Source organism: Marinospirillum insulare DSM 21763 (genome assembly GCF_000686905.1).
Taxonomy (GTDB): domain Bacteria; phylum Pseudomonadota; class Gammaproteobacteria; order Pseudomonadales; family Halomonadaceae; genus Marinospirillum; species Marinospirillum insulare.
The window spans coordinates 78384-99923 of the sequence record NZ_KK366037.1; the positions used below are offsets into that span (position 1 = coordinate 78384).

Annotated in this window: 23 protein-coding genes; 10 read left to right on the forward strand and 13 right to left on the reverse strand. The window is 43.2% G+C overall.

Annotated features, from left to right (window positions below):
• Positions 1-3: 3 nt before the first annotated feature.
• From nusB to glyA, 6 genes are all read right to left on the reverse strand, one after another.
• Entirely contained in the window at positions 4-513 is a 510-nt protein-coding gene (gene nusB / locus BP27_RS0114065; protein ID WP_027852071.1) for a transcription antitermination factor NusB, read from the reverse strand.
• Between the two features lies 1 nt (position 514).
• Positions 515-991, reverse strand: a complete 477-nt coding sequence (gene ribH / locus BP27_RS0114070) for a 6,7-dimethyl-8-ribityllumazine synthase (RefSeq protein WP_027852072.1) — start codon at positions 989-991, stop codon at positions 515-517.
• Between the two features lie 26 nt (positions 992-1017).
• Complete coding sequence (gene ribBA, locus BP27_RS0114075; protein ID WP_027852073.1) at positions 1018-2136, reverse strand: bifunctional 3,4-dihydroxy-2-butanone-4-phosphate synthase/GTP cyclohydrolase II; 1119 nt, start codon at positions 2134-2136, stop codon at positions 1018-1020.
• Between the two features lie 34 nt (positions 2137-2170).
• Positions 2171-3307: a bifunctional diaminohydroxyphosphoribosylaminopyrimidine deaminase/5-amino-6-(5-phosphoribosylamino)uracil reductase RibD gene (ribD, locus tag BP27_RS0114080; RefSeq protein ID WP_245597855.1), complete on the reverse strand. Its 1137-nt coding sequence runs from the start codon at positions 3305-3307 to the stop codon at positions 2171-2173.
• Positions 3308-3328: 21 nt separating this feature from the next.
• Positions 3329-3805, reverse strand: coding sequence for a transcriptional regulator NrdR (gene nrdR, locus BP27_RS0114085; protein ID WP_027852075.1), 477 nt, complete (start codon positions 3803-3805; stop codon positions 3329-3331).
• Positions 3806-3946: 141 nt separating this feature from the next.
• A complete protein-coding gene (gene glyA / locus BP27_RS0114090; protein WP_027852076.1) occupies positions 3947-5206 on the reverse strand; it encodes a serine hydroxymethyltransferase in 1260 nt (419 codons plus the stop codon).
• Between the two features lie 311 nt (positions 5207-5517).
• On the opposite strand from glyA, the gene ettA reads away from it, so the two are divergent.
• From ettA to BP27_RS17545, 4 genes are all read left to right on the forward strand, one after another.
• Positions 5518-7206 carry an energy-dependent translational throttle protein EttA gene (gene ettA, locus BP27_RS0114095; protein ID WP_027852077.1) on the forward strand — a complete coding sequence of 563 codons (1689 nt, stop codon included), beginning with the start codon at positions 5518-5520 and terminating at the stop codon, positions 7204-7206.
• Positions 7207-7327: 121 nt separating this feature from the next.
• Positions 7328-7846 (forward strand): hypothetical protein, encoded by a 519-nt coding sequence (locus BP27_RS0114100; RefSeq protein ID WP_027852078.1) that lies wholly within the window; start codon positions 7328-7330, stop codon positions 7844-7846.
• An 86-nt stretch (positions 7847-7932) separates the two neighbouring features.
• Positions 7933-8781, forward strand: a complete 849-nt coding sequence (gene trxA / locus BP27_RS0114105) for a thioredoxin (RefSeq protein WP_027852079.1) — start codon at positions 7933-7935, stop codon at positions 8779-8781.
• Between the two features lie 87 nt (positions 8782-8868).
• The gene (locus BP27_RS17545; RefSeq protein ID WP_281172158.1) at positions 8869-9000 is read left to right on the forward strand and encodes a hypothetical protein; all 132 of its coding nucleotides are present in this window, start codon (positions 8869-8871) and stop codon (positions 8998-9000) included.
• 42 nt (positions 9001-9042) lie between these two features.
• On the opposite strand, the gene BP27_RS0114115 is transcribed toward BP27_RS17545, so the two are convergent.
• The 6 genes from BP27_RS0114115 to tcdA all read right to left on the reverse strand — a co-directional run bounded on the left by BP27_RS0114115 (position 9043) and on the right by tcdA (position 14812).
• Positions 9043-10824, reverse strand: coding sequence for a SulP family inorganic anion transporter (locus tag BP27_RS0114115; RefSeq protein ID WP_150112083.1), 1782 nt, complete (start codon positions 10822-10824; stop codon positions 9043-9045).
• A gap of 21 nt (positions 10825-10845) precedes the next feature.
• Positions 10846-11271: a protein tyrosine phosphatase family protein gene (locus BP27_RS0114120; RefSeq protein WP_027852081.1), complete on the reverse strand. Its 426-nt coding sequence runs from the start codon at positions 11269-11271 to the stop codon at positions 10846-10848.
• A 9-nt stretch (positions 11272-11280) separates the two neighbouring features.
• Complete coding sequence (locus BP27_RS0114125) at positions 11281-12150, reverse strand: MBL fold metallo-hydrolase (RefSeq protein ID WP_027852082.1); 870 nt, start codon at positions 12148-12150, stop codon at positions 11281-11283.
• 62 nt (positions 12151-12212) lie between these two features.
• On the reverse strand, positions 12213-12548 hold the full coding sequence (locus BP27_RS0114130) for a hypothetical protein (RefSeq protein WP_027852083.1): 336 nt from the start codon (positions 12546-12548) through the stop codon (positions 12213-12215).
• Between the two features lie 12 nt (positions 12549-12560).
• On the reverse strand, positions 12561-13892 hold the full coding sequence (locus tag BP27_RS0114135; protein WP_027852084.1) for an NAD(P)/FAD-dependent oxidoreductase: 1332 nt from the start codon (positions 13890-13892) through the stop codon (positions 12561-12563).
• 125 nt (positions 13893-14017) lie between these two features.
• Complete coding sequence (gene tcdA / locus BP27_RS0114140; protein ID WP_036240536.1) at positions 14018-14812, reverse strand: tRNA cyclic N6-threonylcarbamoyladenosine(37) synthase TcdA; 795 nt, start codon at positions 14810-14812, stop codon at positions 14018-14020.
• A gap of 127 nt (positions 14813-14939) precedes the next feature.
• Between tcdA and BP27_RS0114145 the strand changes: the two genes are divergently transcribed.
• From BP27_RS0114145 to BP27_RS0114170, 5 genes are all read left to right on the forward strand, one after another.
• Positions 14940-15311 (forward strand): hypothetical protein, encoded by a 372-nt coding sequence (locus tag BP27_RS0114145; protein ID WP_027852086.1) that lies wholly within the window; start codon positions 14940-14942, stop codon positions 15309-15311.
• A 252-nt stretch (positions 15312-15563) separates the two neighbouring features.
• Positions 15564-17600 carry a TonB-dependent receptor domain-containing protein gene (locus tag BP27_RS0114155; protein ID WP_027852087.1) on the forward strand — a complete coding sequence of 679 codons (2037 nt, stop codon included), beginning with the start codon at positions 15564-15566 and terminating at the stop codon, positions 17598-17600.
• Between the two features lie 155 nt (positions 17601-17755).
• Positions 17756-18256 (forward strand): putative pterin-binding protein, encoded by a 501-nt coding sequence (locus BP27_RS0114160; RefSeq protein WP_027852088.1) that lies wholly within the window; start codon positions 17756-17758, stop codon positions 18254-18256.
• 11 nt (positions 18257-18267) lie between these two features.
• Positions 18268-19644 carry a sensor histidine kinase gene (locus BP27_RS0114165; protein ID WP_027852089.1) on the forward strand — a complete coding sequence of 459 codons (1377 nt, stop codon included), beginning with the start codon at positions 18268-18270 and terminating at the stop codon, positions 19642-19644.
• A 90-nt stretch (positions 19645-19734) separates the two neighbouring features.
• Positions 19735-20058 carry a hypothetical protein gene (locus BP27_RS0114170; RefSeq protein ID WP_027852090.1) on the forward strand — a complete coding sequence of 108 codons (324 nt, stop codon included), beginning with the start codon at positions 19735-19737 and terminating at the stop codon, positions 20056-20058.
• 99 nt (positions 20059-20157) lie between these two features.
• On the opposite strand, the gene BP27_RS0114175 is transcribed toward BP27_RS0114170, so the two are convergent.
• On the reverse strand, positions 20158-21048 hold the full coding sequence (locus BP27_RS0114175) for a prenyltransferase (RefSeq protein WP_027852091.1): 891 nt from the start codon (positions 21046-21048) through the stop codon (positions 20158-20160).
• Between the two features lie 90 nt (positions 21049-21138).
• On the opposite strand from BP27_RS0114175, the gene BP27_RS0114180 reads away from it, so the two are divergent.
• The gene (locus BP27_RS0114180; RefSeq protein ID WP_027852092.1) at positions 21139-21522 is read left to right on the forward strand and encodes a diacylglycerol kinase; all 384 of its coding nucleotides are present in this window, start codon (positions 21139-21141) and stop codon (positions 21520-21522) included.
• Positions 21523-21540: the final 18 nt, after the last annotated feature.

Below are 21540 nucleotides of genomic sequence, written 5' to 3' on the forward strand. Positions count from 1 at the left end.
ATTTTAAGTCCGTTTTTCTCGTCTAGCTTGTATTTCAACAATACGTGCTCTTTGTGCAAGCTTGTCTAAAATACCGTTGATGTATTTATGGCTAGCAGTTCCACCGAAACGCTTAGCTAGCTCTACGGCTTCGTTAATAATAACTCGGTAGGGCACATCTAAGCGCTGACTCAGCTCATAAGCACCTAGGCGCAAGATAGCTAGCTCTATAGGGTCTAGCTCGTTAACACGCCTGTCTAAAAAAGGTGCAAAACTTGCATCTAGCTCTTCGGCTTGGCGGGGCACCGCCTGTGTTATTTCATGGAAGTAAGCTAAATCTGCTAATTTTAGAACTTCAGTAATGTCTTCATAAGGCTCTAAATTATCATCCGGCAAGGCAGCTCGTATGTGTAGCTCTACTTGCTGCATATCGTTACCGCTTACCTGCCATTGATAAAGCGCCTGCATCGTTAATTGTCGAGCAGCGCTGCGGGCAACACTTCGAGAAGGTTTGCCAGTTCGACCAGAGCTCATTTTAGTTCCCCAGAGTAGTCAGCAGGTTAACCATTTCTAGTGCTGCATCGGCTGCTTCAACACCCTTATTACCCATTTTAGTACCAGAGCGCTCAACGGCTTGCTCAATGGTATTCACTGTTAATACACCATTAGCTACAGGTATTTCATATTCCATCATTAAACGGCTTAGAGCTGAATTACACTCACCTGAAATGTATTCAAAGTGAGGTGTGCCACCACGAATTACCGCACCTAGCACTATAACAGCAGCTGGCTGGCGAGTTTTTAGAACCTTCTGTACTGCTAGGGGTAATTCCCAAGCACCAGGCGCGCGTACAATTTCTATTTGCTCAGCGCTCACACCATGACGGCGCAAGGTATCAACTGCGCCAGCCACTAGGCTTTCTACTACAAAGCTATTAAAGCGGCCTACCACTAATACAAATTGGCCTTTAGCTGCGTGGAGCAAACCTTCGGTTTGTTTAATTGCTTGCATGTTAACTTATCTCTTTAATCTATTAATTAGTCTTCTGCGGTTAAGGTTTCAACAATTTCTAAATCGAAACCTGATAAAGCACCAAACTTTAAAGGTGAAGATAGCAGACGCATTTTACCTACGCCTACATCACGTAAAATTTGTGCACCCGTACCTATGGTTAAATAAGTACCCGAGCCATCCGTTGCATTGGTGCGCACTTCTCTTTCTAACCCAAGAAACTGACGTAACTGGTTATCTAGGTTTTGCTTGGCTTGAGTGTTATCTAAAAATACGACCACTCCCTCACCTGCTTCAGCTATTTTTTGCATAGCCTTACGAAGGCTCCAGCTAGTTTTATCTTCAGAACGGGCATCCATTAAGTCACGGAAGGTATCAGCCTGGTGTACTCTTACTAGAGTAGGTGTTTCTTTTTTGGGTTGCCCCTTAACTAACGCTAGGTGTGTACCACCCTGAACATCATCATGGAATGAAACAGCAGTAAACTCACCATAGTCTGTTGATAACTGATGGCTATCACCACGGCGAACAGTGGCTTCATTAACCACACGGTAGTGAATTAAATCGGCAATGGTTCCAATTTTAATTTGATGTTTTTTAGCGAATTTTTCTAAATCTGGACGGCGAGCCATGGTGCCATCTTCATTCATAATTTCGACTATGACAGATGCTGGCTCATAACCGGCTAACCAGGCTAAATCACAACCTGCTTCGGTATGCCCTGCACGTTGTAAAACACCACCACTTAAGGCACGTAAAGGGAAAATATGCCCAGGCTGAACTATGTCGGTTGATTTAGCATTTCGAGCAACGGCTGCCTGAACAGTACGCGCTCTGTCTGCTGCAGAAATACCCGTAGTTACACCTTCGGTAGCTTCAATTGAAAGAGTAAAATTCGTTGAAAATTGCGCCCCATTTTTATCAACCATTAAGGGTAAATCTAATTGGTCGCAACGCTCTGAAGTCAGCGTTAAACAAATTAACCCGCAAGCATGACGCGCCATAAAGTTAATGTCTTCAGGGCGCACTTTTTCTGCAGCAATAATTAAGTCGCCTTCATTTTCACGGTCTTCGTCATCCATCAGAATAACCATTTTACCCTGACGTATATCTTCAATAATTTCTTCAATGCTATTTAAATTCATACTGTCCTCTGCTCAAACTCGATAAAGTTTGCCGCTAGCTGCTGGCTAGTGGCTTAAGTAGAAAGCGCCAATCTTTACCGACTGCGCGTAGATCATTAACTTGCCAATGAGGTGCTGCGGCTAGCTGAGTTAGGTTAGGTAAACTCACTAAACCCTTAGCAGCATCTCCTAATAATAAGGGTGCGATATAAAGCTGTAACTCTTGCACTAAATTAGCCTGAATAAATGCACCTGCTAAACTAGCACCTGCCTCTACCAGAATTTGATTACAGCCTTTGTCTGCTAACAATTTTAGTAATTGCGTTAAATCTAGAAAGTTATTCAACAAAGGTGCAATTAGAACCTCTACCCCTTTAGCTTTCAGTGCTTCAATTTTTTGTGGATTAGCAGTAGCAGCGGTTTGACTGGTGGCTAGTAAAGTTTGCCCTTCTTGCTGCAAAATAGACTGGTTTAATTCAATTCTTAAACGTGAATCGGTAATAACTCTTAACGGCTGTTGAAAGCCATACAGGCTAGTGAACTCAGCAGTACGAACAGTTAAACGACTGTCGTCTATAAGCACTGAATCAACACCGGTAATAATAGCGCAACTTGCAGCGCGTAGTTTTTGCACATCGGCCCTAGCTTCTGGACCAGTGATCCATTGCGACTCGCCCGATGCCATAGCCGTGCGACCATCGATGCTCATGGCTAGCTTAACCGTTACTCTGGGCATTCCGGTTAGCATGCGCTGGTTAAAACCTAAGTTAAGGTTTTTAGCATCGTCCTCTAACAAGCCTTGCACCACTTTAATACCCGCTGCTTGTAGCTTTTTAATACCCTGCCCAGCCACTAAAGGGTTGGCATCTAGCTGAGCAACAAACACTCGTTTAACGCCAGCTTGAATTAACGCATCGGCACAGGGAGGTGTTTTACCCTGATGACTACAGGGCTCTAGGGTAACGTAAGCATCTGCGCCTTTAGCTAATGCGCCTGCTTGGTTAAGGGCATGAATTTCAGCGTGGGGTTCACCCGGTTTTAAATGTGCGCCTTCGCCTACCCGCTGGCCTGCATTCACCAGCACACAGCCTACCCGCGGATTAGTGCGAGTAGTGTACCAACCTTGTTTAGCAAGCTGGATAGCTCTTGCCATGTGTTCAGCAGCAGAGCTTGAGGTGGCAGGAAGGGTCAAGAAAAACTCCTGATAAAAATCTTAAATTGATTTCTTGGCTGCAGCAGGATCGCTTGCCAACTGATCAATTTCTGCTCGGAACTCTTCCAAGTCTTTAAACTGACGATAGACAGAAGCAAAACGTATATAGGCAACTTGATCTAACTTTTTTAACTGCTGCATCACCAGTTCACCAATAAACAAAGAATCGACTTCTCTTTCGCCACTGGCGCGGCACTGTTGTCTAATATTGGCTAAAGCAGCTTCTAAAGCTTCAGTATCGACAGGGCGTTTTTGTAAAGCTTGTTGCAAACCTGCGCGTAACTTATCGTCTTCAAACACTTCACGCGAGCCATCACGCTTAACCACCCTTGGCATAACTAGCTCAACGGTTTCATAGGTAGTAAAACGCTCACCACAAGTTAAACATTCACGGCGTCGCCTAACCTGATCACCATTGGCAACCAAGCGCGAGTCATTTACTTTCGTTTCCTGGGCATTACAGAAGGGACAATGCATAATCGCAACCGAACCTGATCTTTAGTCTAATAGTGCGTTATTCTACCTGCAAAATAACCTAGGCGCTAACTTCTCTAGCTTGAAACCAAAAAAACCGGAGCAAGAAACTTACTCCGGTTAATTCAAACTAAAAGGTTAGTTTTAGTCTAGGTAAACAGGGAAACGTGCACAAAGCGCCGTTACCTTCTGTTTAACATCTTCTATAACTTGCGTGTTATTCATATCATCAAGAATGTCGCAAATCCAACCAGCTAACTCGATACATTCGGCTTCTTTAAAGCCACGCGTAGTAACAGCAGGGGTACCTACACGCAAGCCAGAAGTAACAAAGGGGCTTTGTGGGTCTTTAGGTACCGCATTTTTATTAACGGTAATGTTAGCTAAACCTAAAGCGGCATCCGCATCTTTACCCGTTAGGCCTTTGCTGATTAAGCTAATTAAAATTAGGTGATCTTCAGTACCGTTAGAAACCACATCATAGCCACGATCCATCACTACTTTAGCCATAGCCTGGGCATTTTTAACCACTTGGGCTTGGTATTCTTTAAACTCTGGCAGCATAGCTTCTTTAAAGCACACAGCTTTAGCAGCAATCACCTGCATTAAAGGACCACCCTGACCACCAGGGAAAACTGCCGAATTTAGCTTTTTGTAAATAGCTTCATCATTAATGGCAGACAGAATCAAACCACCGCGTGGGCCGCGCAAGGTTTTGTGGGTAGTTGTAGTAACAACGTGAGCATGCTTCATAGGGTTAGGGTAAACACCCGCAGCCACTAGCCCAGCAACGTGTGCCATATCAACAAAGAGGTAAGCACCTACCTTATCGGCAATTTCACGGAACTTAGCCCAGTCAACAATTTTGGAATAAGCAGAGAAGCCCGCAATAATCATTTGTGGTTTGTGCTCTACTGCTAAACGCTCAACTTCGGCATAGTCAATTTCACCTGTTTCAGGATTTAGACCGTACTGAACAGCATTGTAAAGTTTACCCGAAAAGTTAGGCTTAGCACCGTGAGTTAAGTGACCGCCTTCTGCCAAACTCATACCTAAAACAGTGGCACCTGGCTCGACTAAAGCTAAGAATACCGCAGCATTTGCCTGTGAACCTGAGTGAGGCTGAACGTTGGCATAGGTAGCACCAAACAATTCGCAAGCACGATCAATGGCTAGTTGTTCAATAACATCAACGTGTTCACAACCACCATAGTAGCGCTTGCCCGGATAACCTTCAGCGTACTTATTGGTTAGCTGCGAACCTTGTGCTTCCATAACAGCTGGGCTGGCATAGTTTTCAGAAGCGATCAGTTCAATGTGTTCTTCCTGGCGCTGATCTTCAGCTTGCATAGCAGCCCAGATATCAGCATCAAATTGTGCAAGTTTGGTTTTACGGCTAAACATAGTTACCCCGGCAAAGGTGAGAGGGAATAAATGAAGTAAAATTTAGCCTAGCATTCTACCTTAGTCTGCCAAGCAGTTCACATGAAAATTTTTATTCACTAGCAGCCACATTATTCAGGCTGTAATTTAATGAAAAGTACAACAGCTTGGTTCTCTTGCACTAACGCCTTATTTCTAGCACCATAGCACTAAATTTTAATAAGCTAATACTCCAAAGCTAACCTCTTCATAAATATATAACTTTTTCAATTTTTTATTGTGTGTCAGCCACTTAAAGTCACACAATATATGACTTATAGGTAGTATTAAATATGTCTAAAGGTAACAAAAGCGGACAAACTGGTTCTTACGTTTATAGTATGCACCGGGTTGGTAAAATCGTTCCTCCTAAGCGTGAAATTTTAAAAGACATTTCACTGTCTTTTTTCCCTGGCGCAAAAATTGGTGTACTGGGCTTAAATGGTTCAGGGAAATCCACACTACTACGCATTATGGCGGGCGTAGACACTGAAATTAATGGTGAAGCTCGCCCCATGCCAGGCATTAACATTGGCTACCTTCCACAAGAGCCTGAGCTAGATGCTAGTAAAACAGTACGTGAAATAGTTGAAGAGTCTTTAGCGGTTGTTAAGGAAGCGCAAGAAAAACTTGAAGCTGTTTATGCTGCCTATGCTGAACCTGACGCAGACTTTGATGCGCTTGCGGCGGAACAAGGCCGTTTAGAAAACATTATTCAAGCCGCTGACGCGCACAATCTAGAGCGTAAGTTAGAAGTGGCTGCTGAAGCACTACGCTTGCCAGAGTGGGATGCCAAGGTTGAGCATTTATCAGGGGGTGAAAAACGCCGTGTTGCCCTGTGCCGTTTACTCTTAGCTAACCCAGATATGCTACTGCTAGATGAACCCACTAACCACTTAGACGCCGAATCGGTGGCTTGGTTAGAGCGCTTTTTACACGATTACCCAGGCACAGTGGTTGCTATCACACATGACCGTTACTTCTTAGACAACGTAGCGGGTTGGATTTTAGAACTCGACCGTGGCATGGGTATTCCTTTTGAGGGTAACTATTCTGGCTGGCTAGAAGCTAAAAACACCCGTTTAGAGCAAGAGTCTAAACAAGAAAGCTCACACCAAAAAGCCGTGCAGCAGGAATTAGAGTGGGTTCGCCAAGGGACTAAAGGTCGTCAGTCTAAATCTAAGGCACGCTTAAAGCAGTTTGAAGAGCTGTCTAGTCAAGAATTTCAGTCACGCAACGAAACCAATGAAATTTATATTCCACCTGGCCCACGCTTAGGCGATAAGGTGATTGAATTTAATCAGGTGAGCAAAGCTTTTGGCGATAAGGTTTTATTCGAAAACCTAGATTTCTCAGTACCTAAAGGTGCGATCGTGGGTATTGTCGGTGGTAACGGTGCCGGTAAATCTACCCTGTTTAAATTGATTAGCGGCAAAGAACAGCCTGATAGTGGTGAAGTTGTTATTGGTGAAACAGTAGAATTAGCAACTGTAGACCAATCGCGTGAAGGTTTGGAAGATAATAAAACCGTATGGGAAGCTGTTTCTGGCGGTTCTGATATACTCAAAGTCGGCAATGTAGAAACACCTTCGCGGGCTTATGTAGGTCGCTTTAACTTTAAAGGGAACGATCAGCAGAAACGTGTAGGTGACTTGTCGGGTGGTGAAAGAGGCCGTTTGCATTTGGCTTTAACACTTAAACAAGGCGCTAACGTATTATTGCTCGACGAACCTTCTAACGACTTAGATATTGAAACCCTACGAGCCCTTGAAGAAGCATTATTAGCTTTCCCTGGTTGTGCTCTGGTTATATCGCATGACCGTTGGTTCTTAGACAGAATTGCTACCCATATTATGGCTTTTGAAGGTGACTCAAAAGTAGTATTCTTTGAGGGTAACTATCAAGAGTATGAAGAAGATTACAAAAAGCGCGTAGGTAGCGACACACCTAAGCGTATGAAGTACAAGCGTATAGATGCTTAAAAAATGCTTAAGCTTGCAACAAGGAGGTTGCTAGCTACAAGCTGTTACTTAAGTGTACTAGCATAACTAGACTGCAATTATAGATAATTGCGCCCTATCCACTAGAGCGTAAAGGCAAAGGATGCAGGTTTTCCGAGTTTACCGACATAAAGTTAAAGGCTATAAAGCTGTGCCTATGGGCTTCAGTATTAGTGCCTTTATTACGAGTTTTATTTGGGCAGCTTCTAATAGCTTATGGGGTAAAGCCTTTTTGTTATTCTTTGGCTTTATTCTTATGGGTGCAGCTGCAGCGGGTGGCGTGGCTCTTAAATTCCCTATGCTTTCACTCAGCGCCATTGCTGGGGTTGCTGTACTGCCTTTATGGGCGGGTATGCAAGGCCAACAATGGGTTTGTGATAGATTAGAAAGCCACGGCTATGCACTGACTAAACGAATTACCGCAAGCAGCGCTAACAATGCTATAGCAGCAGCTAAACGTAGTGAAGATAGACATAAAGAGGCGAGCACTGAAAAGAATGCACCTCCACGCCCTGCCGCCACTTTTGGTAAAGATTTTCGTGATGTTAGAGACAATGTTGCAGCTAACTCTAACCAGCCCCCACCCCGCGAGTTTAACGCCAAACCTTGGAAGCGGCGCTAATAGCCTAGCTAACTAGGGCTTGATATTAGCAGCTCCCAACCCCATCTTAGTACAAACTCTTTTTAATGGTTGGAGCCAGATCCCTCATGAGCAACTCCCCGTATATTATTGATATAACTTTAGAAAACTTTCAGCAGGTTATTTTAGAAGGCTCCATGCAGCAGCCTGTACTAGTCGACTTTTGGGCTGACTGGTGCGCACCTTGTAAAGCACTCCTGCCTAGCCTGCATAAATTAGCAGATGAGTTTCAAGGGCAGTTTATTCTTGCCAAAATCAATATTGAAGAACAGCCAGAGCTTGCCCAGCAGTTTCAGGTCAAAAGTGTGCCAACCGTTATGCTGGTTAAAGAAGGCCAACTAGCTGATCAATTTAATGGTGTTAAGCCAGAAAGCGAAATACGTGCTTTTTTGAAACAGCACTTAACTAATCCTGTAGAAGCCTTTAAAGAACAAATTAAAGTTTTGATTGGTGAGGGTGAACTCGACCAAGCACAAGAAATGCTCCAGCAGGCCATTAGCCAACTTCCAGAAGACACAGAATTACAAATTGATTTAGCGCGGGTGTTGTTACAAAAAAACTTAGCCTCTGAAGCTAAAGCTGTATTAGATAATCTGCCTGAAGCTGAAAAAGCCCGACCCGATGTTAAAGGTTTAATGGCAGGCTTAAAATTTAGCGAAGTTGCTCCCACAGCAGAACAACTAGCAGCCTTGGGCGAGCGTGAAGACAGTGAAGCCAATTATTTAAAAGCTATGGCTGCTTTACTACAAGGCGAGCATGAGCAAGCTTTAGAACGCTTACTGAATCTTTTACGTGACGATAGAAGCTACCAAGAGGGCATTGCCCATAAAACCCTTCTAGAAGTATTTGCCATGTTGGGAGAAGGGAATCCTTTAGTGGTTAAGGCGCGTCGTAAGCTTTATACCTTAATGTACTAATATAGATGGGTGACAAATTCTGCAATAAGTCTTAGAATGAAATAACTGTGATCCAGGTCAATTTATTAACATTTTAAGAGGTAGGTTATGTCAACTTCCAATGAAGAATTTAAAGATACTTGTAGCCCTTTATGGATTCCAACCGGCGTAGTTGTTTTGTTGGCTATGCCTGCCTTAACTGCAGTTGTTGGTTGGTACCACGTTTTATTTGTTTATTAAGTTTCTACTACTCTATTTTTTTCCGCTGTACTTTGCCTGAACCTAGTTCAGGCTTTTTTTACTTTCCTCGGCACGTATTAAAGTTTGCATTGCTTGATGCTGCGTTAAAAAAACCTCGCCAGATAAAGCTTCAATAAATTCCACTAGCTTGAGTTTATCTAAGACAGGCCCTTTAATTTCTGATAAGTGCAAATAAATGCCCTGCTCATTTAATAGGTCATTCAACTGCACGAGCATTTGCACACCGCTAGCATCTATATGGTTAATACCCGAGCCCATAAGCACGACATGACGCAGCTCACTGTGCAGAGTTACCTCTTTAAGTATTTGCTGCTCTACTTCTTGTGCGTTCGCAAACATAAGGCTTTCATCTATACGCAGTGAAAGTATTGCTGGGTGAATTTCAACCTCATAACGCTGCACATTACGATAATGCTCTGTACCTGGCACCAAGCCAACCACCGCCATGTGGGGACGGCTATTTTTAGCTAACCAGGCTGCTAAAGAAACTAGCACCCCCAACAACAAGCCTAGTTCTAACCCCAAAAAGAGCACTCCTAGAAGAGTCACTAGCCAAGACCAGGCATCTTCTCGGCTATAGCGCCAAAGGTAAGGTAGCTGTCGCCATTCAATAAGCGATAAAACCGCAACGATAATAACGGCGGACAACATAGCTTGAGGCAGGTAGTGCAACCAGCCAGTGAAAAAGAGCAGGATAAGCCCCATAGCTAGGCCTGTAAGTAAGCTTGCCATGGGGGTAACAGCGCCAGCATCGTTATTTAATACAGTGCGTGAAAGCCCACCAGTCACAGGTAGGCTAGCGCTTAAACCTGCCACTAGGTTAGCAGCACCCAAGCCTAATAACTCTCGATTACTATTCACTTGCTGACGACGTTTGGCTGCAAAAGTTCTAGCAATAGCCACTGACTCGGCAAAACCTATTAGGCTAATCATCATTGCCATAGGTAAGAGCGCTAACAGGCTGGTGAGCTGGATTGCTTGCCATTCTATCTTGGGTAAACCTAGGGGTAGCTTGCCTACAATTTTAATTCCTTGCTGATCTAGCCCAGTAAACATAACCCCTAAGGTGGCAACAACCAACAAAACTAAAGGTGCCATGCGTGCTAATAAAGCAGCATTAGAAGTTTTGACATGGAGTTTAACCAACAAACTAGCTAGAGAATGGCGTGCCCAATACAGGAAAATTAAAAAAACCACACCTAACCCGAGCGTTTTTAGGTGAAGCTGGTTTAAGCCATGATACAAGCTCACTAACTGATCTGGCAGGTTAGCACCCGTAACTGGAATACCCGTTACACCTTTTAACTGGCCCAATAAAATCATTATGGCAGCACCGCTCACAAAAGCGGACATCACTGGGTGGCTTAAAAAGTTAGCTAAAAAACCCATGCGTAGCACGCTCATAAATAGCAAACAAACACCCGACATAAGTGCCAATAAAATAGCCAGTAAAAGGTACTCGCTTGAACCTGGCAATGCTAAGGGGCTTAAAGCACTAAAGGTTAATAAAGAAGTAATAGCAACAGGGCCAACGGCAAGTACACCGCTCGTACCAAAGAAAGCATAAACTATGGCGGGTAAAATACTGGCGTATAAGCCTGTTTGTAAGGGTAAGCCAGCCAGCAAAGCATAGGCTAAGCTTTGCGGAATCAACAGTAGGCTAACAATTAAGGCAGCTGTTGCATCTTGCCTAAACAGGCTAGCATTATAGGTGCCACTTTTTAGTAGCCCCCACAAGCCTTGCCGCATAGCTCTACCTTGCAGCTCAGTATTTTCAGGAGCGGTACTCGTGGGTAATTTCATTCTCAGTTTTTAAGCCTAGTGTTAGTCGGTAAGGCGTTTAAAAAAATCAGGCATATCAAAGCCTGCTTGCTTCATTGTATTAACGATTGCTTCACCTGTTTTGTGCTGTTTTTGGCTAAGCGCCCACAAGCAGCCACAACGCGCCCCTGTTCTACAAAAAGCAACCACTGGCTTGGCTGCTGCTGCATAGAGCTGACCAAACTCCACACCTTCCTCATCAGTTACCTGACCAGAGATAACTGGCTGAAAAATCCACTGCATATTAAGTGCTTCAGCCTGTTTTTGTAACTCAGCAGTAGCTGGCTGACCTAGTTCTTCAGCATCAGGACGATTGAATATTAGTGTTTTTATACCCGCTTCTGCTAATGCTTTTATTTGCTCGGCATTCAACTGTCCGCAAGTAATAAGGTCGTCTTCTAGTTGACGTTTGTAGGGGAGATCAATCATTCAATTACCTTAATTAAATAGGTTTAAAGGAAGCTTCAAATAGCTTACACCATTATCATCGGCTGGCGGAAACTGTCCTGCACGCATATTCACCTGTACAGAAGGTAGAATTAGTCGTGGCATTTTTAAGGTGGCATCTCGTTTAGTGCGGAGTGCAACAAAGTCGGCTTCACTTTTGCCTGCACCTACATGCACATTTTTGTGTTGCTGCTCTGCTACGGTGGTTTCATTTAAGTATTCATCTCGCCCAGGGGCTAGGTAGTCGTGGCACATAAAAAGCCGGGTTTCTGGCGGCAAAGCGAATATTTTTTGAATGGATTGGTAAAGAAGAGCAGCATCGCCCCCAGGAAAATCACAACGGGCTGTGCCGTAATCTGGCATAAACAAAGTATCGCCAACAAAAGCGGTATCGGCTATTAAGTAGGTTAGGCAAGCTGGCGTGTGGCCAGGTGTATGTAGCACTTCAATTTTTAATTCACCTAGCTGAAAGCTATCGCCTTCATCAAATAATCGATCAAACTGACTACCATCTGTAGCGAAGCTTGAATCAGCATTAAAGACTTCACTAAACACTTCCTGTACCTGGACTATTTTTGATCCTATGCCTATTTTTCCACCAAGTTGAGTCTTTAGGTAGGGCGCAGCAGATAAATGATCGGCATGCACGTGGGTTTCTAAAATCCATTCCAGTTTTAAATTTTTTTCGTTGATAGCTGCAATTAATAGGTCAGCACTTTTAGTCGAGGTGCTGCCCGAGGCTGGGTCAAAGTCTAGAACTGAATCAATAATTGCGCAGTGTCTAGTGTGTGGATCATAAACTAAGTAGCTGTAAGTAAAAGTTTCTGGCTCAAAGAAAGCCTTTATTTGAGGCTTCAACATAAGGGATTCCTTGTATAAAAAAAGCCCTGTACTAGACAGGGCTCAAGTAAGCTCAAATTTAATTAAGCTTTTCTGTTACGAAGATAACAGATAGGGTGGAAAACGAACCAAGCATAAATACCTAAACCAATGGATGCACCAATTAGGTTCATCCAATCAACCCAAGTATTCACATAAGCGATACTTGATTGTGTTTGCATAGGCACTAAAAACAAAGCCAAAACAAATACTAGGGGTGGAAGGTATTTAGAACCCATTCCGCCTTGGCTTCCAAAGCTATAGCCTTTCATACGAGCGATAACTTGTGGAGCAAGAAAAATAATGACCATTAATGCTATTAGCCATAACCAAGGCAAAGCGGAATACCAAACAACGGTTAATGTTCCGAAAAATGTCATGTAACTTTCTCCTTAAATTTTGCCTTCAAGCATGGCGTAGTAAGCAGGACGCAGCATACGTTCTTTCATTACCCATACGGTCCAAGATTCTTTCTTAGGATCGATAAAGGAGAAAGAAGGCAGTAGCTTACTGTCCCATCCAAACTCAACCAGCATTGCTTTACCTATGCCTGTAATTAGAGGGCAGGAGGTATAACCGTTGTGTTTAGCTGTTAACGGCTTGCCTTGTAAGCTAGCTAGAAAGTTCTCTTCTAAAACCTTGGCATGCATTTTTACACTAGCTGCAGTTTTGTTGCTAGGCATACCCATTACATCGCCTATACCCCAAACGTTAGGGTAATCTGGGTTTTGTAATGTTTCGCGATCAACTTTCATCCAGCCAGTAAAGCTTTCGCCAGGCTGAAACGCTAGAGGGCTATTTTCTAAAGCTGCACCAGCCGTCATAGGTGGTACTACGTGAAGGAAGTCATAATCTTTAACTTGGTCTTCACCGCCTTTAACGCTGTAAGTTGCTTTTTTAGCATCGGCATCAACAGCTTTTAACGTCCAGAAATCATTGCGGGTAACACCCTGGTCTGAGAAACGCTGCTTTACAAAGTCATTATAGAAGGGAACACCAAACAGCTTGCCAGAAGGTGTCATAAACTCAACATTAAAGTCGTCACGACGACCCGTATCTTCTAAGCGGTGCAAGGTGGTAAAGGTCATTTTTAATGGTGCGCCAGCACATTTAAGCGCTGTGGGTGGCAAGTTAAACAAGCCTGTACCACTGCCTTTGCTAATCCAGCGCTTAATTTCAGTATTAGTTGCTGCTGCTGCATCTAGGCTAGCGTAAACACTACCTATACCCTTGCCCTGCCCAATTAACCCAACGTCCATACCTTCAATTAGGTCGTAACGTAGTTGTAAACCAGAAGCAATAATAAGCTGGTCATAAGCAACACTTTGACCTGTTTCAAGAATAACCTGGTTATTGTCTGGGTCGTATTCAGCAACCATGCCTTTTACCCAGTTCACACTTTTGGGTAGCCAATCTGAAACTTGAGTTTCGGTTTTTGCTTGATTCCAAACACCTGAAGCCACTAGCGTCCAACCTGGCTGGTAGTAGTGTTTTTCACGGGTATCAATAATGGTAATTTTTGCACCCTGTAGGCTGTTGGTTAGGCGGTTTGCAATAGAGATACCACCAGCCCCTGCACCTACAATAACAATATGAGCTTTTGTATTAACAGCTTTAACGCTACCTGCTGTTAGTGCTAAAGGGCCAACCACCCCTGCACCTACACTAAATTTTAGAAGATCGCGTCGACTAACGCTTTCAAAAGGAAGGTATTTTTTGGGCATGAAATGTGCTCCTGCTTTTTAAATTTTATATTATCAGCTAGGCTTAATTTAGCTTTATCTTAAGCGGTTCGTCCTTACAACCTTGGTATATATTAGCTGCTTTTGATACAACAGCAATAAAAAAATTATTTTTTTATTAATCGATCGATAACCCTTTGTGCAGCAATAAACCCAAAAGTACCAGTAACAAAAGTGACTGATCCAAAGCCACTTGCACAATCCAGCTTTAATGCTTCACCTAGGTCGGGCTTTTTACAAGCAACACTTCCATCTGCTTGTGGATAAACTAACTGCTCAGTTGAATAAACACATTCAACATTAAAACGCTTTTTTGTATCTCGAGTAAAGCCATAATCTCGACGCAAAAGATTACGCACTTTTGCTAACAAAGGGTCTTGCGTAGTACGCACTAGGTCGTCGGTTTTTATTAAACGCGGATCAACTTGACCACCAGCACCACCAACAACGACCAGCCTAACCTTATTGCGACGACACCAATTTATAATGCCTGCCTTTACAGGAACAGTGTCCGTAGCATCAATTACTGCATCAAAGCCTTGGTCTAACTCTTCTGCCAAATTGTTAAGGGTGACAAAGCGGCTAAGGGCATTAATTTTAGCTTCAGGGTTAATTTGCAATAACCTTTCTGCCATAACTTCAACCTTAGATTGACCCACTGTAGTATCTAAAGCATGAAGCTGGCGATTAATATTGCTAGTGCAAACATCATCTAAGTCATAGAGAGTCACTTCACCTACGCCTGTTCTTACTAACGCTTCTGCAGTCCAGCTGCCGACACCACCAATGCCTATTACAGCTACTTTGGAAGAGGCTAATTTTACCAAAGCCTCTTGCCCATATAAGCGAGCAATACCACCAAAACGAAACAGATAACTGTCGGATAAATGTTGACCAACCAAATTTTTGCCCTTGAAATATAATTAACAGTTTAGGTAATCAGTATATACCCTAGCAGTTGCTTATAGAGCAAAAGATGGTAAATTAACTAACGGAAAAATAAGGCTATTTAAAGGAAGCTGTTAAACCGTGAACCTTGGGCGTAATCTAAATTCTTGGTTATTGTTACTCGCCTTGGCTGTTATGGTCAATCGAGTGCTTACGCCTTTTTCAGTGCCGCCACTGGTTGTTCATGCCGATGGTTATATCGAAGTTTGCTCTTGGCAAGGTGTAACTGAACGTATTCTACTCAATGCCAATGGCGAACAGGTTGAATCTCAACAGCCTACCTCTCACTGCCCTCAATGCGTTGCCGCTTCTGCGGTTACTCTGCCAGAATTAACCTTTGTAACTCCTGCCATCACTCCAGCCAGACTCAACGCTTTACCCTTTAATACAACAGCCAAACAAGCAGTTTTTGTTAGTCGCCCACCGCCTTCGCGTGCACCACCTTTTGCCTGAGTCAGGTCTTAGTTACTACTAATCATAGCTAAATTAGCTGTATGCGCTCACATCCTGCTGTTTGGCTGTTATTGCTAAGCCCACAAGACTCGGGTTTGCTGCTAGCTTTTAGTTGCTTAGGTTAAAGCGGGAGTTCCCATTGCTCATGTCAGCCGCTAATCCCTAATTAACCTTTGTTTAGCAGCAAACCCCAAAACTGAATCCTAATAAAGATCGTAATCAATATAATTAATTCAGCTTTTAGGTAAACTTATGAATACCCCTTTTTTTAAAGCCCGCCCTCTGGCGCCGGCTGTTGCTGCGCTTTTGTCTTGCAGCAGCACTTTTATTAGCACACCTGCCAAAGCCCAAGACTTACCACCACTTCTAGTCACAGGCCAGCCAACCACTAGCCTAACCACCGAACTCAATCCTACTAGCTCCCAGCGCTTAACTGCCGATACCGGTGAATGGCTGTCACAACAAAATGGTATTTCAACCAACCGCATGGGCGGTCATGGTCTAGACCCAGTTATTCGTGGCCTAGGACAAAATCGCCTGAATATACTGCTCGATGGTGCTTATGTATTTGGTGGCTGTCCAAATCGTATGGACCCACCCACTGCCTATGCACCGTTAACCTCTTATGACCTTGTTACTATTTCTAAGGGTGTAACAACCTTGCGTCATGGTGCAGGTGGCAGTGGTGGCACGGTAGTTTTTGAACGCCTACAGCCCGATTTTTCGGCCGGCAATTCAGCCATTAGTGGACAACTAGGCGGTAGCTATGCATCCAACGGTAATGCAGCTAAAGGCTGGGGTAGTGTTTTGGCAGGTGGCGAGCAGGGCTATGTACGTGCTTTTGGTGAATATAGTGAAGCCAGAGACTACAAAGATGGTGGTGGTCGCAAAATCTGGAGTGGATATGAATCAACCCAAGGTGGCGGTGCTTTAGGCTGGACACCCAACGCTGCTAGCTGGTTTGAAATTAGCTATGAAGAAACCCGCGAAAGAGATGTTAAGTTTGCCGGTGCTGGTATGGACTCACCAACAAGCGATAACAAAACCTATGGCTTACGAGGCCGCTATGATTTATCACCGCTGCTAACCCTAACTGGCAACCTAAACTATAGCCAAGTGGAACACCTGATGGATAATTATTCATTACGCCCTAAAGCCATGATGCAAATGGTTGTACCGACTACTTCAGACACTCTGACAGGACGCTTAATGGCCGAGTATGAACTAGGGCCTAACCAGTTTGCCGGTGGTATTAACCTGTTAGAAAACCAGCGTTCAGCCACACAAATACGCTCACCCAAAACCAGCCCTAAATACCTAGAATTTATGTGGCCGGATGTCACCCAAAGGCAGATAGGCGCTTTTGCAGAAGTAGAACACCATTTAGGGGCTAATCGCCGTGTTTCTACGGGTATTCGTGCCGACTATTTTGAATCTAAAGCCGATTTAGCCAATAGCAAACCCGCTGACGGCATGATACCAGCTGCTATTTATAACACTACTTATGGTATTACCGGAGACCTTGATAGAGACAAATGGCTAACCGGCGCATTTATGCGTTTTGAACAAGACTTGGGTAAATGGCAACGCGCCTTTGTTAGTGTAAGCCGCAGCCAACGCATGGGTGATGCAACAGAAATGTATATGGCAAGGGATAACTGGGTGGGCAACCCTGATTTAAAACCCGAAACCAGCCATCAGGTCGATTTAGGCTTAATGGGCAAGAGTAAAAGTATCGATTACTCCGCTGTGGTTTTTAGCAATCAAGTTACTGACTATATCTACCGTGACGTTAATTCAGGCAAGTCCACCTACCGCAATATCAAAGCAGCACTATATGGTTTAGAGCTGGAGAGCACTTTACGCTATGCCGTGAACTGGGAGACCCGTGGTCAGCTGAACTTATTGCGCGGCGATAACCGCAGTGATAGTGGCACTTTGTCACAAATAGCACCCTACTCTGGGCAGGTTTCACAGCACTGGATTAATGACCAATGGGAAGCAGCTGCTACCTTCCGCTTTGCTGACGAGTCCGATCGATTAAACTCAGATGCCAAAGAACAAGCTACAGCTGGTTATGGTTTACTAGATCTAAGCCTGGCGTGGAAGCCAATTGAAGAGTTCACAGTATCTACAGGCATTAATAATCTATTAGATAAAAATTACGCCAACTTCTTAAACCGTAATGCCGCAGGTTCTGACCCACTCAACATGGGCACCAGCGCATGGAAAGACACACTTACAGAACCTGGGCGCAGTTTTTGGGTTAGTGGTAACTACCACTTTTAAAGCTTAATAAATGCCAATACGCATGCTTAAACACTGCCAATTCTTGGCAGTGTTTACATTTCTACTCTGACAAACAACTTTAAATTTAGGCATACTTATTTAGTGGTCTTAGAAGCAACCCTTGGTCGCTTATCTTTATATATTATGAGGTAACTATGTTACGTTCAGTCTTTTTACCCCTAATAACTTGCTTACTAATCAGCCCAGCTTTTGCTGACTTACCTAAGGCAGAAGGTGAGGTTTTATTAACCGTAACCGGAAAAATCACCCACACTAACCAGCAAGATACTGCTGTATTTGACCTGTCACTTTTAGAATCTTTAGAGCAACAAGAAATAATTACCCACAACCCTTGGTTTTCAGGTAGTAACCGCTACTATGGGCCATTAGGGCGCTCCTTGGTTAAAGCCGTAGGCGCAGACTTTAACAGCAACATGCGAGTGACTTCACTTAATGGATTTATAACAGAAATCCCTGTCAGTGATTTTGTAAAATATGACGTGATTCTTGCACTTAAAAAAAATGGCAAGTATCAAAGAATTCGTGATCGTGGCCCTATTTTTACTATCTACCCCTTTGACCAACACCCTAAGCTAAATACAGAAAAGCACTATAACCGCTCTGTTTGGCAGGTTGAAAAGATTGAATTTTACTAGAAGCCTAACCAATGGTTAAAAATAAACTATTACATCAAGCTAGAGTTTGGTCCTTGCCAACGCTTGCTGGTGCTTTTTTATTAGCCGCACTCACACTGCTTTATATTCTACAAAGTAGAGAGCAAGAAATTCAAACCGCTGAACGTGATGATGTTCTTTGGGCTGCCTACCAACTCGACCGTGAAAACCTTAAGCTCAATAGCCTGCTTAATCGATACCAATATAAGCAAAATGCTAAAGTGTGGAAAGACGCCAGAACACGCTTTGAAATTCTTTACAGTCGCGTCACAGTGCTGCGTCATGGCCAGTACAACAACCTAATTGAAGTAAAAGAAAGAACCCGCGACTTGAGCTTACAGTCTTTTCAAATAATTGATTTAATGGATGAGCGCTTTTTTACACACAACGCCTCGTCACCTGAAAACCTAACTAAACTACTCCAGCTATCTCTACAACTCCACCGAGTTACTGAAGAGTTAGTGACCACTTTAAAAAGCGTTAGCAGCCAACTTAACACCCAAAAAAGACAAGAGTTGCGCCAGCTTTACCACTACCTACTCATCATCATCGTATTATTAATTTTAACGATGAGTTTAATTATTTACTTACTCATAAAAAAAATGTCTGAAGCACGTCAAGCTCAATATCAGGCGCAGTTAATGGCTACTGAATTAGAAACAGCCGTTCAAAAAGCAGAGGCAGGTAGCCAAGCTAAAACAGACTTTTTAGCCACCATGAGCCATGAAATACGCACCCCCATGAATGGCGTACTTGGCATGAGCGAACTTTTATTTGAAACAAGCCTAAGTAGCGAACAAAAGAAATATACCCATGCCATTAACAATAGTGCCACTGCACTTATGAGGCTTCTTAATGAGCTAATGGATATTTCTAAACTGGAGGCAGGCAGGCTGGTACTTGATTACCGTAAAACTGCACTCGCCCCCTTACTAAATGAAGTAATAGATTTTTTTGCTGCCGAGCTCAACCAAAAGCCGGTTACTTTTAATTTAGAGCTAGCACCCGAAGCAGATGCTTTTTATAACACCGACCCAGGTCGTTTACGGCAGGTGCTGCTTAACCTGCTAGGCAATGCATTTAAGTTTACTGATCAGGGCAGGGTGACATTGAGAATAAAACCAACACCTGAAGGGCTGCTTTTTGAAGTGGAGGATACAGGCGTAGGTATAGATGAAGCAGTGCAGCAAAGAATGTTTGAAACCTTTACTCAGGCCGACGCTAGTATTTCACGACGTTACGGTGGCACAGGCTTAGCCATTTCTAAACGTATTATTGAACAAATGGGGGGAGCGATTCATCTACGTAGCCGCTTAAATGAAGGCAGTTGCTTCTACTTCACTTTACCTTTAGAACCCCTGCAAAACTAAGACGAAAGTCTTAAGCTGCTTATATTGTTTACTTTTACTAGGCTGTTACCATCAAAGATCAACAACAAATATAATCAGAGGTGACGCGACATGAGTAGCTTAACAAATAACCAGCGCATCGAAGAAAACTTCCGCACCTTTAATGATAAATATGTGGAACTCTTTGCAGACATTAAGAAAGGGCTAGAAGCTATGGGCAGCCTTTATTCTAACCAGATCAGTTCTTTAAACGGAATTATTGCTGCCTTTTCAGAAGAAGATTACAGCAAGGCTTGTCAACGCTTTCTTGAAGCAGACCTAAGCTCTTTAATAGAAGAGTCTTTTGAAGACAACCTTAAACTTAACTCTGACCTTAACTCGCTTAAAGTTCGTATGGCTAACCTTAACCTACTTGAAGCAGACGCAACTCACTAGTTACACAAACTACCTTACCCTAAACACTTTTAGCCTAGTAGCAACTGCTCTGGGCTATTTACTTTTTATACTCAAGCTACCCTTTTTTAAACCTTAAATTTAAACCGTCCAGAATAAGCCGGCCATTATGGCTAAGGGGTAAAGGTGACACAGCGCTATGTTCATCCCTAAAGCTGGAATTAGTTCAGTAATATCGTCGGCCTCCTTAACTACTTTCTTCATTAATGGAACAGCTAATAATAAAGAGAACAACCCAAGCAAAGCCTGCAAGGGCAACCAATTCAATAAGTAAGCTAATACCAATAGAAGGTAGCTAAGAGTAACAAAGGCCACAAAAATTCGTGCACTCGCTGCCCTTCCAATCACTATAGGATAATGACGACGACCTACCTTCTTGTCTGCCTCAACATCCGGAAACTGGTTTAAAAGTAAAAGATTACTCACTAGCAAAGTAACAATGCCAGCTAAAACCCAAGCTGCTGGTGTTAAAAAACCAGTGAATACCCAGCTAGACCCCAGCGTCATTAATAAGCCAAAACCAACACCTGGAGCCAACAAACAAAAGAGTGGTGACCGGTTAAGGTATTGGGTATAGGTATAAATAATAATAACACCCGGCACACCAATTAAAAGCAGCTGCCAACCCTGTTGCACAACCAAGCTTAAGCCTATTGCTATAACTATTAACAAACTCAATAAAGCTATAGCCAAGGTATAGCCTGCTTTTTCTGGTTTGTGAACAAGTGTGCCACTTCCACCGCTGAAAGGTGTTTTTTCAGTGAGAAAATCTAAACCTGATTTAAAGTCAAAGTATTCATTAAAGGCATTCACACTAACATGAGCAGCCAAGGCTAAGGTTGCGACCAAAACCACACTGATAAAAGATAGTTGTTGTTGCTCATACCAGCTTAATGCCGCCGCTAAAGCAACGCACACCAAGGTTAATGTAAGGAAGTTAATCCTTGCGACACCCATAAAAACTTTCAGCACCTAAACAGCTCCAAAATAAAAAGTGCAGTCTAACATAGTCATCTTAAACCCGTTATCAGTTAGAATAGATAAAATTTTTTAGGAGCTAAAATGAAACCTGGTGCAACCGGCATTCGCCGCATAATTAATGCAAGTTACTATTCCTGGCTTGGTTTAAAAGCTGCATGGAAAAGTGAAGCAGCTCTGCGCCAAGAAATAGTTGCCCTCATTATTTTGCTACCCTTAGCTTTTTTAATGCCCCTTAGCCCCATAGAAAAAGCTTTATTGGCATTCAGTGGTCTATTAGTTCTACTCGTTGAATTAATTAACTCTGCTCTAGAGGCAGTTGTTGACAGAATAGGCCCTGAACAGCATCCATTGAGCGGCAAGGCTAAAGATATAGGATCAACTGCGGTAGCTCTTGCTTTAATTATGTGCGCTCTGGTTTGGGGTATTATTTTACTACCACTTTTAACAGCTCAGTTGAGTTCTTAACTCGGTTTATTTTTTAGA